The organism is Labrys sp. WJW (assembly GCF_001676615.1).
GTDB classification, from domain to species: Bacteria; Pseudomonadota; Alphaproteobacteria; order Rhizobiales; family Labraceae; genus Labrys; species Labrys sedimenti.
The window spans coordinates 67877-80637 of the sequence record NZ_LYXZ01000014.1 but is presented as its reverse complement, the minus strand read 5'-3'; the positions used below and the strand labels follow the sequence as shown (position 1 = coordinate 80637).

Genomic DNA, 12761 nt, shown 5'->3' with positions numbered 1-12761 from the left:
CCGCCATGGAAACGCTCGAAGAATTGCAGGTGGAGCTGCGAAAGCTCCGCCGCGCCAAACGTTCGGGCGTCCTGATTATCCGGCACGGTGACAAATCGATCCAATACCGGGACATGGGCGAACTGCAGTCGGCCATTGATGACATCAGGTCTGCGATTGCTGACCTGATGGGCACCCGCCGGTCCCGCATCCGTTATCACAAGACATCGAAGGCACTAGGATGACGCCCAAGCCGCGCTATAGGGTCGGCCTGGACGGCAGGAACCCGCGAGTCATGGACGCATCGGGCGCGTTTCGCCCGTTCGGCCCGCTTGGCTCGGCATCCTCCTTCGAAGGCGCTGGCTACGGCCGACGTCTTGCGAATTTTCAGCCGTCGCACGTTCACGTAAACGTTGCGTTGCAGGCGGCCGGCCGCACGCTGGTAAAGCGCGCCCGCTTCCTCGTCGAGAACAATGGCCTGTGCGGCAATGCGGTCGACGTCTGGGCCGGTTGGGCTGTCGGCGACGGCATCACGCCTAATTTCGCGATCTCCGATCCCAAAAAGCGCAAGGCCCTCAAGAAGAAGTTCAAGCGCTGGTGCCGTCGCGCCGACGCCGATGGGCAGACGGGCTTTAGTGGTCTGCAAGAGAAGATCGTGCGCGAGGCTTATATAGCCGGCGAAGTGTTTGTGCGGCGTCGCCGTCGTCGTCGCGATGACATGCCCGGCACCGTCCCCATGCAGATTCAGGTGTTGCCGTCCGAAATGCTGGACCTCGCCTACAATGACAATCTGCCAGGCGGAAACGTCATCCGCATGGGGATCGAATTCGACAAGATCGGACGGCGTGTCGCCTATCACTTCTGGCGGGTGCACCCTGACGACACGCAGACGCAATTTCCGCCTGATGGGAACACCCGGTCCCGCGTGCCGGCGGAAGACGTCTTGCATGTGTTCGACGGACGCCAGGGCGGACAAATCCGCGGCGTGCCTAAGATGGCCCGCGCCATGGTGCGCGCATTCATATTCGACATCTACGATGATGCCGAACTCGACCGAAAAAAGACCGCTGCGCTCTACGCCGGTTTCGTCGAGAAGCAGGGCGAAGATAGCCCGATCGACGGCGAAGAGGACGAAGACGGCGATATCCCGCTCGAGCCGGGTGCGATCGTCGAACTGAACCGCGGCGAGAAGATGAATTTCAGCCAACCGGCTGACGTCGGCGGATCGTACGAGCCGTTCATGTACCGGACCACCCTGTACCTGTCGGTGGCGCTTGGGGTGCCCTATGCCTACCTCACTGGCGATTGCACCAAGGGCAATTTCTCGAATGTCCGCACGGATATTCAGAACTTCCGCCGTCGCGTATCGCAGTATCAGGCCAACACCATCATTCCGCAGGCGCTGGAGCCGATCGTCGCGTGGTGGGCCGAAATCGGCATCGGATTCGGGTACCTCGACGAACTTGATGGCGAGGACGATTTTTCCGTTGAGGACGACACCGAATGGTTGCCGCCCCACATGGAATACATCGATCCGAACAACGACGTGACGGCCGATATCAAAGCCGTCCGCGCCGGCTTCAAGAGCCGCACCTCCGTCATTGCCGCGCGCGGCGGTGACAGGGAAGGCGTTGACGACGATATCGAGCGTGAAAACGCCGATGCTGATCGGCGCAAATTCATCTTCGACAGCGACCCGCGCCGGGTTTCCTCTGTTGGCATGACGAACGCCGTTCCGGCCGGGACCGGATACGCCGACCCGCAGGACGAGAATCCGGATCCGCAGGACGTGCAGGACGCCAAAGACGAGGCAGCTCAAGAGGCGGCCAAACGTCCGGAACCGAAGCCGGCGGCCCCCGCGCCGGCCCCAGCCAAGCCCAAGAAGAAAGGGGCCGCAGAATGAGCCGCGACCTCCCTTCCCTGGTGTCGCAGGTGTTCAACACACCGCACCTGCTGCAGGGCAAGAAGCTGCAAACCATCCTCGATGCCATTGGCGCGCGGTTGCTTTCAGGCCAACCCATTGAGGCCACCGCCGAACGTCCCGAACGTGAGGCGCGTGGTGGCGGCAGCACTGCCGGGAATTTCGAGCACGGCGGCTACCTGGCAGACGGCGGAATTGCTGTGCTGCCCGTCTACGGCACCCTTGTTCGTCGCGGATCCTGGCTCGACGCCATGTCCGGCATGGCCAGCTATCAGCGCATCGAGGCCGCCGTTATCGAGATGGCCGAAAGCCCCGCCGTTCGCGGAATCATGCTCGATATCGACAGCTTTGGTGGGCAGGCGAGCGGCTGCTTCGATCTGGTTTCGTCCATCGCGGAAATCAGCCGCGTCAACGAAAAGCCCATGTGGGCCATCGCGAACGAGGCGGCCGCCTCTGCTGCTTTCGCCATCGCCTCGGCAGCCGACAAAATCTGGATCCCGCAAATGGGCGTGGTGGGGTCGGTCGGCGTTGTCGCTGCTCATGTCGACGTCACCAAGGCCGATCAGATGGCGGGCCAGAAGTGGACCTTTATCTATGCCGGCGAGCGGAAGATTGACGGCAATCCCCACATTCCGCTGTCCGACGAAGCCAAGGCGGAAGAGCAGGACGACATTGACGACCTGTACGCTTCGTTCGTCGACCTCGTCGCTGCCAATCGGCGCATGAGCGCGGAGGCCGTGCGCGACACTCAAGCCCGCGTCTATCGCGGGCAGAAAGCCATTGATGTCGGCTTTGCCGACGAACTGGGCACGCTTGCCGAGGCCATGCAGGCCTTTGCCGAATATCTCGACGAGACGCCCTCAACCGCAACCCGCCGCTTTGCGGTGGATCAGCAAAGGACTTATGTCATGTCCAGGACGCAGCGCGGAAAGCCGCAGGCGAATGCCAACGCCACGGCGGACATCGAGGAAGACCGCACCCTCGACAACCAGACCAGCGAAGGCACCGGCGAAGGTGACGACGAGGGCGAAGGCGAGGCGGATGCGCCCGCCGCAGCACCGACCGCTACCGCGCCCAAGCGTCAGCCCGCAGCGGCTGCGCCGCAGTCGTTGGACGCCGCCGCCCTCGAAACCCAGCGCTGCAGCGAACTGGCGTCCCTTTCCGCGCAGGCGGCCAAGATGGGCGTTTCGTTCGATCTGGCCAAAGCCATTTCAGGCCGGGTTTCGGTCGACGCGGCCCGCAAATCAATCCTCGACGCCGCCGCCGAAGCCGACGAGGCGATCGAAACGCACAACCTGTCGACCTCCCACACGGTGAGGGAAGGCAACACCACGGATGCCGTAACCGCAGGCTACAACCGTGCCATCGAGCGTGTCAGCCAGCGGTTCGGCTTCAAGCGCTAACCCCTCCCACCATCTGACGGACCCTTAGGAGTTCCCCATGACCGTCTTCACGGAAGGCCGCCATGCGGCCGAATTTCTGGTAAGCGAGGCCGCAGGCTATCGTTCTCGCGAAGCCATCATCATCGGTGCAGGTGCCAATCTTGAGGCCGGTACCGTGCTCGGCTTCAACGGCAACGGTTCGGCCACCGCGTCGGCCGTTGACGGCAACACCGGTAATGGCACGATCTCGGCAGTCACCGTTTTGACTGGCGCGCTCGATGGTGTTTACGAGGTGGAATTCACCTCGGCTACCGCTTTCACCGTCACGGACCCACTCGGCAAGACGATGGCCGCCGGCACGGCAGGCACCGCCTATTCCGATGACGTGGGTTTCACCATCACGGCCGGCGCCACCGCCTTCGTGGCTGGTGATGGCTTCCATATCTCGGTCACGGCTGGCGGCGGTAAGTTTGTCAGGCTGAATCCCACCGCGAACGATGGCAGCCAGGTCGCCGCCGGCATTCTTTACGCGCCTGCCTTCGCGGCTGACGCCGAGGTGCATGGCGTCGCCTTCGTCCGTGACTGCGAAGTGCACCACGACGAAATCGTTTTCCCCGCCAGCATCACCAATGACCAGCGCGCGACCGCCGTCGCGCAGCTGAAGATGGCAGGCATCATCCTCCGCTGACGTGGTCGTCACGGAATAATAGAGAGGCACGACCATGGCACACATGGACATTTTCCGTCAGGACGCCTTTTCCATGGGCTCCCTGACCGGCACCATTCAGCGCATCCCCTACGAACCGATGCTGCTGGGGTCGCTCAATCTGGCCCGCCCAATGCCCATTCGCACCGAATTCGCTTCGATCGAAGAGAAGGGCAAGAAGCTGGCCATCATCCAGACGTCGGCGCGCGGTGCCCCGCTGGAACAGGGCCGCACCAACAAGCGCAAGCTGCGGCGCTTCGATACCGTGCGCCTTGCCAAGGGCGACCGTGTCAACGCTGCGGAAATCCAAGGCATCCGTGCATTCGGTTCGGAAACCGAACTTATGCAGGTGCAGGAACTGGTGGTCGAGAAGCAGACCGAGCTTCGCCGCGATCTGGAACTCACCTTCGAGAACCATCGCCTTGGCATGATCAATGGCCTTGTTCTCGACGCGGACGGCACGGTGATTGTTGACTGGTTTGCCGAATTCAATATCGAGCGGCCGGATCCGATCTCGCTGGGATTGAGCACCGCCACCACCGACGTGGAGCTTGCCATCAGGCAGAAAGTCCTGCGTCCGATGGCGCGCGCGGCGCAGGGCCTGTGGCTGCCGAATACCTATGCGGCGGCTCTCTGCGGTGACAGCTTCTTTGACAAGCTGACCAACCACAAGACGGTGCGTGAAACCTACCTCAACACCGTGCAGGCCCAGGCCCTCCGGAACGCCTTCGGCCCGGCGGCCGATAGTCTCACCGGCGCCTTCGCCGTCTACTGGTATGGCGGCGTGCTGTGGATCAACTATCGCGGTGTCGATGACTTCGACGAGAAAGCCGAGCCGGGTACCCGCCAGGCAATGGGCGTCCGTCCGAAGGAAGCGAAGTTGTTCCCCATCAACGCGCCCGGCGTTTTCATGCGCGCGCAGTCGCCCGGCGAGGCGTTCGCGTACGTCAACACTCCCGGCCGCGACATGTATTCGGAAATCGAAATCGAAAAGCGCACCAATCCGCGCTTCGTCGACCTCGAAATCTACAGCTATCCGCTGTTCATCTGCACGCGTCCGGAAATCCTCCGCACGGTGACGGAATAAGCCGTCTTCGGCTGACAGAGCGCCCGCAGTGATGCGGGCGCTTCAATGAGCCGAAAGGGAACCATCATGGTTTCGCTATCCGACTTCGCCAGCATGTGGCAGGACGCCGGCCCCGCCCTTGCAACGGCATTCGGTGAAGACCTCCGCGTCTTGCCGCAATCCAATGGTGCTTTTGTCGTCGGCGGGCCGGATCCGTCTCGCGTGGAATACGATATCGTCGGCATCGTCGACGAGCGCACCTTCGCAGGACGGAACGAAGGGCGCGGGTCCCGCAATGCCGACCAAGTCGACCGCCTGCTGGATCGCGTCGTGATTGACTTCGATGTCAACGACTTCGGCACCAGGGCATGGCCGCAGGAAGGTGACATCATCGCCACGAAGCGCGCCGACAGATCTAAGTATGAGGTGGTCTCACCCCACCCGAGCGAAGTCGGACGCGTCGCCTTCAAGTGCGTGAGGATCACGAAGTGAGCAGCATCATCGCCTTTGCCGCTGGTGTCTCGCTCACCTATGCGCTTCGTGGCCGCACGCTTGCAGACAATGACGTGACATTTGCCCCGCAAAACCCCCTCGGGGCTGTCCTCGATGGTGTCCGCATTGCCGTGTTCGGCGGCGAAGATGGCGGCAAAGCCTGCGGGCGCGATATGTTGGCCATCGACCGCTTGGCCGATATTTCCATCCACGTGCACTTGCCCGCCGATAAGGTTGTCGTCGAGGGCACGCCGTTGGCCGTGCGCAACTCGGCATCGGATCTTGTCTATGCCCTCGTCTGGCGGCAAATCACGCGCGCGTTGGACGACGACACCACCCCATGGGGGCGGCTGTGGAAGCTGTTCACGGTAGGCGTCAAGGAACTGACGAGCCGCCCGTTCATCATCGAGACGGAAAAAGGCGTTCGCGTGCAGGCGCGCGAATACATCCTTACCGTGGAACTGATAGCCGATCCGCAGTTCGGTGAAATCGACCCGGCCACGCCGTGGGGCGAATTCCTCGACGCGATGCGGGCCGAGCCCGACATGCAGCCGTTTGCTGATCTGATGCAACGCGCCATTGAGAGCCCGGCCGATATCCCCGAGTGGGAAGAGGCCCGCTACGCGCTGGGCCTCACTTCTGAGGCTATTCACGGCATTGGTCTTGGCCGTTTGCAGCCGCCCGACTCGGCCGCCATTACACAATGGACGGTTGAGGATGCAGAAGCCGGTGACCTAGTCATCGCCGACAGCACGCCGGCGCCATGACGTTTGACGACGTGCTGGCGCACCTCCTGGCGAGGATCGCCGAAGTCGAGCGCAAGCTGGACGGCATGGTCACGCAGGGGCCGGTGCACTCCGTTGACGCTGATGCAGGAACCGTCCGGCTGCGGCTGGGCGGAACCGATGACGAACCTTTCCTGTCCGCGCCCATCCCATATGCGCAGTTCATGGGCGCATTGAAGGTGCACACACCACCGTCGATCGGGCAACAGATGACGGCGCTTGCCGGTGCCGGCGACTTTCGCCAGGGGCTCGCTATCCCGATGACGAAATCGGATGCGAACCCGAGCCCCAGCACGAAAGGCGACGAGAACGTTGCCACCTATGGCGGCTTCCGCATCAAGCTGGATGGCAGCGACCTGCAGGTCACCAAAGGCGGTGTATCCGTCACCATCAACGACAAAGTCGCCATCGTGTCAGACGTCACGATCAAGGGCAACGTTACCATTGAAGGTGACTTCAAGGCCTCGGGCGGTGCCTTCGAACACGAGGGCAAGAACGTCGGACACGATCATATTCACACAGGCGTTTTGCCCGGCCCGGCGAATACCGGGCCGCCTGCATGAGGTTCCCAATGGAAAAGAAGCTCTATCTTGTCACCGACAAGGCCGGCCCGTTCGTTGCCGGTGCCCGCAAGCCCAAGGATGGCAAGCTTTGGCTTACGGCCAACCAGGCGGAATACGAACTGATGCTCGGCACCATCGAGTTGGCGCCCGAGAAGAGGCCCGACGAGGACAAGCCCGCGCCCAAAGGCGGCAAGGCCTGATCCGCAATGCCGCTTGTCGGTTTGAACTGGACGACCGGACGTCGCATCGAGGGATGGGAGTCCACCGTTCAGGGCATGGGGATCATTTTCTCGACCAACTTCGGGGAACGCTTCTTGCGCCGCGACTTCGGTAGCGCAACGCCCCGCCTGCTTGGCGAGAACATGGTCCCGGAAACGTTCCTTCGTTTCTTCGCAGCTGTCGGCATCGCCTTGCTGCAGGACCCTCGGGTGGTACTGACGCGCGTTACGCCAGTGTCAGTCGACCGCGGCGGTAAGGCCGGGCTTCAAATCGAAGTGCAGTGGCGACCGCGCGCGCCGCTTGGGGATTTCACGGTCTACGGCAACAAGCGCGTGCTGGTGTCCAACATCGGCACCGCAGCCGTTACCATCATCGATACGACCCCGACACAAAATGGCTGATTCAACCGTTTTCGACCTGTCGGGGTATCCGCCCCCGACTGCCATTGAGGAAGTAGATTCCGAGGTGATTATCGCGCGCATGCGCGACCGCCTGCTGGAACTCTTCCCCGACGCTGCCGGCGTCATCGATTTGGAAGACGAGCCGCTGCGGATCCTCATTGAGACGTTCGCCGGCCGCGAAACGCTGGTGCGCGAGCGCATCAACTATGTGGTGTGGGCGAACCTGCTGGCAGGGGCGCAAAAGTCGGACCTCGACCACTTGGCGGCATTCTATGGCGTGGTGAGGTTGCCGGGCGAACTCGATGACGCTTTCAAGCGTCGCGTCATCCTCGCAATTCAGGGCCGGTCAACTGGTGGCACCGCGCCCCGGTATCGCTCCGTTGCGTTGGGGGCGAGCGTGCGTGTCGCCGACGCCGTGGTGTATCGCGATGGCGACGATCCCACCGTCTACATCGCGGTGTATGCGGCCGACAACAATGGCGTAGCGGATGAGCCTTTGTTGGCCCTCGTCCGCGCCGCTGTGAACGACCCTGCGGTGCGCATGGTGAATGACACCATAGTGGTTCGGTCTGCCGTTTTCAGCGTGGTGGACATCGAGGCCGACATATGGCTCCTGCCGGAAACCCCCGACAGCGTCATTCAAACGCTATCAGATGGCCTGCGGGCGGCGTGGACAAGCGAAACCGGTCTCGGCTTCGACCTCGTCCGCGCATGGATATCGGCCCGCCTCATGAAGGCTGGCGTGCAGAAGGTGGCGGTTATCTCCCCGGCTGCCGACGTCGTGGCGTCGCCGGAACAGGCCATTTCGATCCGAAACATCGTTTTGAACAACCGCGGCCGCGCGTACTGACATGGCCGAAGATCTGCTTCCGCCGGCATCGCCTCCCCTCGGGAAGGCGATTTCCCTGGCCTCCGACATCTATGGGCTTGTCGACCCCAACGTCACCGCACTGCGCGGTTTGAAGCTTGGCAATCCGCCACCTTCGTTCCTGCCGTACCTCATCTATGAGTATGGGCTCGGAGAATTGTCTCCCTATGTGCCCAGCCTCTATCAGCTGATCCGCGAAGGTATTCAGTGGCAGCGCGTGAGGGGAACACCGGCCGCCATCTTTATGGGCCTCGGATGGCTCGGCTACGGCGGCACATTGGAGGAAGAACCCACCTGGCGCAGGCGCTGGAACAGGTTCCAAATCCAGCTTGACCGGGTGCGCGACCACGACCTGCCGGACTTGGAACGCATCGACGGCATTGTCAGCCTATCGCCGCCCGTCCGCTCGAAATTTAGCCGAGGCTTCGCGGGCTATGACGTCCGCGCTTTCGTCACGTCCAAGTCAAAAGCGTCGAATGCGATCTATTCGGACAATTCCGGCGTCACCCTTCCCGGTATCGGCGCGAAATGGTCCTTCGGTCGGAATTACGACTTCACCCGGGCACTGACGCAGGCCGAACTTACCGCCCTCGATGCGTGGATTCCGCCTGTTGATGAAGGCGGCCCTTGGGGGAGCGACAACAACCTATGGGTTGACGAAGATTTCGTGTGGTCGGTTCCCGCAGCGCAGGCCCGCCGCAATGCCATTGCCGAGGCCGTAACGGCCTATCAGCCATGGCTCCGCTTCGACGACGCCGATGGCAACCCGATTGGTTTCCGCCGCGCTGTCATTCATCCCGTGGCCGTTTCGTCGGCTGGCGAATACCAGGTGGGCGCGAGCAAATGGACGACGCTCACCACAACGCCCACGGCCATGGTGCTGCGTGCGCGCACCGATTTCGGCGACGGCTCTGGCTCGGCAGCAGCTTCGGTTGCACCCGTCTTTGGCGGCGGCCCTGCTGTGGGGCTCAAGCCGGGCTTGATGTGGCTTACCCCTGACCAGTTTTCGGGCGGCATCCCCTTGGCGGGGTCGGCCGTCTCTATCCCGTTCGGCCTCACCGTACGGGAGCGCTGCACCTTTCTCCTGACATTCTGAGGTTCGACTCCATGCCATTCGAAGTCGCGGGCGCCCCGCCGATGACCTATGACCGTGCGCCGGCCAATCCGAATTGGTCGCGCGCCCTGTTCTCCGAACGGTCTTTCGTCGACGGCGCCACCTTCAATGAAGGCGCAACCATGGAGATGCGCCGCAACCAGCGCGTCGCCAACATGACGGCCCGTGATGGCGACAGGCAGACCGGTTGCGACATCATCGTTGATGCCGTCTCGAAAACCGTCACGTTGTCGTCGGGAACCGTCTTCGTAAATGGCGACGTGCGCCCGGTCGGCGCAGCCATATTCCACGACGTCCCCATGACGGGCGATGTGCAGATCGGTGTTCGCCTGCAGACCACCACCATCACGCACGAAGACGATCCGTCGCTGCGAGGGCTTGGGCCGGGCACAGAGGCCGAGAATGAACCTATCGGCGCCCGTGTAATCGAATCCCTCGTGTGGGCGCTGGAGAACGACAACCAGCCGGGTGCCTTCTATCAGGTGTATTTCCTGCAGCGCGGCACCGTCATTGACCAAACCCCGCCGTCTGCACTGTCTGGTATTCAAAACCTGATAGCTGGCTACGATTACGGCCTTGCTGGGCACTACATCGTATCTGGCAACATGGTCCAGGCAATCGGCAACCGCGGCGAAGGACAGGTGTTTTCCATCGCAGCTGGCGAGGCGAATATTCTTGGCTACAAGAAGATCCGCTATGGCGCGCTGCCTCTCGTCGTGCCAGAGGAATTCGACGTCGAAACCGTCGCGGCCGAAACCTCGATGTGGACTTCGCCCACCGGCGGGCAACACACCATCACCGTGCAGCGCCCGCCGATTGCGGCGGTTTCTTCCGTGGTGATAGTCAAGCGCACGACGCAAAGTGTGGTGCGCGGCCCCGTGCCGGGCGGGACGGATGCTTTGCAGTTTTCGTCCGTTGTCGCCATTGAGCAGATCACGCAGGGGGCTACCACCTTCGCCGGCAATACCGACTATGTGCTTTCGAACGGGAACGTTTCTTGGGCACCTGGCGGTGCCGAACCCGCCGCTGCCAGCACGTACAGCGTCACCTATCTTTACAACTCCCCGGTTCTGCCGGACGAGGTTACGCCGACGACGATCAAGGTGACGGGCGGCGTCAATGGGCAACCGGTGTTGGTGTTCTACACCTCCAAGCTGCCACGCGTGGACCTCGTCTGCCTAGACCGGTTCGGCCTGCCCGTTTACGTCAAGGGTATCTCGACGCGCCAAAGCTTGATGGCTCCCCAGCCGCCCTATGGCCTTCTTAAGCTGGCGGAAGTGACCAACACGTGGATGTCTCTTCCCGTCGTGAACAACAACGGGACCCGCCGGACGTCGCAGGACGAGATTGCGCGTATGAAAGCGCTTCTGTTCGCGGTGGCTGCGACGTTGGACCGGCAGGCGTCTCTTTCGAAGATCGCCGCGTCCTCACCAGTCGCCAAGCGCGGCATCTTCACTGACAATTTCACGACGGACTTTTACCGCGACCAGGGCGCGCCGCAGACGGCAGCCGTGAACCGCGGGGTGCTGCAGCTGGCGGTCGACCTGATCGAAATCATCCCGGTCGGCAACAATCTGGTGACGCTGCCCTACACCGAAGAAGTGGTAATCAGCCAGCCGATTGCCTCAAGCAGCATGAAAATCAATCCGCATGCCAACTTCAATTCGATGCCGGCAGAACTCCGGCTCGAGCCGAATGTGGATTATTGGAAAGAGACCGTCACAAATTACCTGTCGCCCATCACGCAAGAATTCGTGGCCGCGCCAGGACAGCCGCCGGGTGAGCAAACCCTAACGGTCGTCGAGGACACCACGCAGGAAACCGGGTCGTTCATTCGAGAGATCCCGGTGAAATGCACCATCAACGGTTTCGGCGCCGGTGAGAATCTCGCGACGCTGACGTTTGCCGGCATCGACGTGAAGCCGGCCGGGACGCAAACTGCCGATGGGAACGGTGTGCTTGTCGTGAACATCACCGTGCCGCCCAATATCCCTGTTGGCACCTCTCGCGTTCGTGCCACCGGAGCCGCCGACACCTTCGCAGAGGCGCTCTATGTGGGCAACCATGACATTGACGTCGTGACGGCACGCATGGTGACGCTCATCAGCCGCGATGCGCCCCCGCCGGTGACGATCATCAACAACATCACCAACGTGACCAACGTCGTTCGGACAACGACGGTGGTTCGCACGCCCAACACGTCGATCAATACAGGCAGCGAGCCGACGCGTGGCGGCAGCAAGGACCCGCTCGCACAGTCCTTCGCCGTTCCCGAGCCTCGCCAAATCATCGGCTTGAACTTCAAGTTCACCGAGATCGGCAACCGGGCCAAGGGCGTGCGCGTGCAGTTGGCCACGATGGACAACGGCGAGCCGACGCAAGAGGTGATGGCCGAAGCATTCATCAACATGAACACCGTCACCATTGGCGTTCCGGTGAAGCCTCGCTTCGGCGCGCCGATCTATCTGGTGGATAACGACTTGTTCTGCAACGTCATCCTTACCGACGATGCGGAGCATGCCGTCGCAATCGCCAAGCTCGGCGATGTCGACCCGGTGACGCAACAGCGCATTGCAGCGCAGCCCTATACGATTGGCGACCTCTTCTCGTCGTCGAACCGGGCCAGCTGGCTGGTTATGCTGGATGCCGACCATTGCTTCGAAGAAGTCGCGGCGAAATATACCTCGACGACGTTGACCGTCGAATTGTGGGCCGGCGACCTAGATCAGGTGTCCGACATCACTATCCGTGGCACCGTCGATATCCCCACGGAAGATGCCCGCTTTCACTTCGAATTCGTGCGGGCAACGGGTGAGGTGATTGCCCTCATGCCGGGCCAGACGTGGTCCTTTGCTGAGTACGTGACGGAACACGTGAAGGTTCGGGCTGTCCTAGAAGGCAGTACGAACATTTCGCCGATCCTATACCCCGGCGTTCAAATCATCTGCGGGCGGATCCGTCCCACCGGAACGTACATCACCAAGGCGTGGGCGGCTGGCAACCCGGTCACCCTCGATGCCGTATTTGCCAAGCTTATCCCGGCCGGTTCCGGCGCCACCATCGAAATGGACAACTCAGATGGGGTCTGGGTTCCTGTTCCCGAGGTGCCCGGCGCAACCCAGCCCCTTGGCGACGGCTGGACCGAGCCTGCCCATCAGCTGCCGGCATTCACGGGCCTTAACGGGCGGCTCAAGATCACCTTGAACGGTGGCCCCTCTGCCCGGCCCTCTATCGCGGACCTCCGCGCTTTCACTCATTGAGGCCT

At 62.1% G+C, this 12761-nt stretch carries 13 protein-coding genes; all 13 read left to right on the top strand.

The window, feature by feature from the left end; translation table 11 throughout:
• Positions 1 to 5: 5 nt before the first annotated feature.
• Complete coding sequence (locus BA190_RS09420; RefSeq protein ID WP_068285533.1) at positions 6 to 224, top strand: phage head-tail joining protein; 219 nt, start codon at positions 6 to 8, stop codon at positions 222 to 224.
• Between the two features lie 50 nt (positions 225 to 274).
• Positions 275 to 1882 carry a phage portal protein gene (locus BA190_RS09415; protein ID WP_162275078.1) on the top strand — a complete coding sequence of 536 codons (1608 nt, stop codon included), beginning with the start codon at positions 275 to 277 and terminating at the stop codon, positions 1880 to 1882.
• Positions 1879 to 3303, top strand: coding sequence for a S49 family peptidase (locus BA190_RS09410; RefSeq protein ID WP_068285529.1), 1425 nt, complete (start codon positions 1879 to 1881; stop codon positions 3301 to 3303). The genes BA190_RS09415 and BA190_RS09410 overlap by 4 nt, the downstream gene beginning before the upstream one ends.
• A 37-nt stretch (positions 3304 to 3340) precedes the next feature.
• Positions 3341 to 3970 (top strand): head decoration protein, encoded by a 630-nt coding sequence (locus BA190_RS09405; RefSeq protein ID WP_068285527.1) that lies wholly within the window; start codon positions 3341 to 3343, stop codon positions 3968 to 3970.
• 34 nt (positions 3971 to 4004) lie between these two features.
• Positions 4005 to 5075, top strand: coding sequence for a major capsid protein (locus tag BA190_RS09400; protein ID WP_202908450.1), 1071 nt, complete (start codon positions 4005 to 4007; stop codon positions 5073 to 5075).
• Between the two features lie 66 nt (positions 5076 to 5141).
• Positions 5142 to 5546: a hypothetical protein gene (locus BA190_RS09395; RefSeq protein WP_068285524.1), complete on the top strand. Its 405-nt coding sequence runs from the start codon at positions 5142 to 5144 to the stop codon at positions 5544 to 5546.
• A complete protein-coding gene (locus BA190_RS09390; protein ID WP_068285521.1) occupies positions 5543 to 6313 on the top strand; it encodes a hypothetical protein in 771 nt (256 codons plus the stop codon). The genes BA190_RS09395 and BA190_RS09390 overlap by 4 nt, the downstream gene beginning before the upstream one ends.
• The gene (locus BA190_RS09385; RefSeq protein ID WP_068285518.1) at positions 6310 to 6894 is read left to right on the top strand and encodes a phage baseplate assembly protein V; all 585 of its coding nucleotides are present in this window, start codon (positions 6310 to 6312) and stop codon (positions 6892 to 6894) included. Before BA190_RS09390 ends, BA190_RS09385 begins: the two co-directional genes overlap by 4 nt.
• A gap of 8 nt (positions 6895 to 6902) precedes the next feature.
• A complete protein-coding gene (locus BA190_RS09380; RefSeq protein WP_068285515.1) occupies positions 6903 to 7094 on the top strand; it encodes a hypothetical protein in 192 nt (63 codons plus the stop codon).
• A gap of 6 nt (positions 7095 to 7100) precedes the next feature.
• Positions 7101 to 7514, top strand: a complete 414-nt coding sequence (locus BA190_RS09375; RefSeq protein ID WP_068285513.1) for a GPW/gp25 family protein — start codon at positions 7101 to 7103, stop codon at positions 7512 to 7514.
• Positions 7507 to 8364 carry a baseplate J/gp47 family protein gene (locus tag BA190_RS09370; protein ID WP_068285511.1) on the top strand — a complete coding sequence of 286 codons (858 nt, stop codon included), beginning with the start codon at positions 7507 to 7509 and terminating at the stop codon, positions 8362 to 8364. Before BA190_RS09375 ends, BA190_RS09370 begins: the two co-directional genes overlap by 8 nt.
• Before the next feature lies 1 nt (position 8365).
• Positions 8366 to 9478, top strand: a complete 1113-nt coding sequence (locus BA190_RS09365) for a phage tail protein (protein WP_068285509.1) — start codon at positions 8366 to 8368, stop codon at positions 9476 to 9478.
• Positions 9479 to 9489: 11 nt separating this feature from the next.
• Positions 9490 to 12756, top strand: a complete 3267-nt coding sequence (locus tag BA190_RS09360; protein ID WP_068285508.1) for a DUF4815 domain-containing protein — start codon at positions 9490 to 9492, stop codon at positions 12754 to 12756.
• Positions 12757 to 12761: the final 5 nt, after the last annotated feature.

Bases quoted from the DNA above. Each gene is read 5' to 3' on its own strand.
- BA190_RS09420 (WP_068285533.1), top strand. From the start codon at position 6: ATGGAAACGCTCGAAGAATTGCAGGTGGAGCTGCGAAAGCTCCGCCGC.
- BA190_RS09415 (WP_162275078.1), top strand. From the start codon at position 275: ATGGACGCATCGGGCGCGTTTCGCCCGTTCGGCCCGCTTGGCTCGGCA.
- BA190_RS09410 (WP_068285529.1), top strand. From the start codon at position 1,879: ATGAGCCGCGACCTCCCTTCCCTGGTGTCGCAGGTGTTCAACACACCG.
- BA190_RS09405 (WP_068285527.1), top strand. From the start codon at position 3,341: ATGACCGTCTTCACGGAAGGCCGCCATGCGGCCGAATTTCTGGTAAGC.
- BA190_RS09400 (WP_202908450.1), top strand. From the start codon at position 4,005: ATGGCACACATGGACATTTTCCGTCAGGACGCCTTTTCCATGGGCTCC.
- BA190_RS09395 (WP_068285524.1), top strand. From the start codon at position 5,142: ATGGTTTCGCTATCCGACTTCGCCAGCATGTGGCAGGACGCCGGCCCC.
- BA190_RS09385 (WP_068285518.1), top strand. From the start codon at position 6,310: ATGACGTTTGACGACGTGCTGGCGCACCTCCTGGCGAGGATCGCCGAA.
- BA190_RS09380 (WP_068285515.1), top strand. From the start codon at position 6,903: ATGGAAAAGAAGCTCTATCTTGTCACCGACAAGGCCGGCCCGTTCGTT.
- BA190_RS09375 (WP_068285513.1), top strand. From the start codon at position 7,101: ATGCCGCTTGTCGGTTTGAACTGGACGACCGGACGTCGCATCGAGGGA.
- BA190_RS09370 (WP_068285511.1), top strand. From the start codon at position 7,507: ATGGCTGATTCAACCGTTTTCGACCTGTCGGGGTATCCGCCCCCGACT.
- BA190_RS09365 (WP_068285509.1), top strand. From the start codon at position 8,366: ATGGCCGAAGATCTGCTTCCGCCGGCATCGCCTCCCCTCGGGAAGGCG.
- BA190_RS09360 (WP_068285508.1), top strand. From the start codon at position 9,490: ATGCCATTCGAAGTCGCGGGCGCCCCGCCGATGACCTATGACCGTGCG.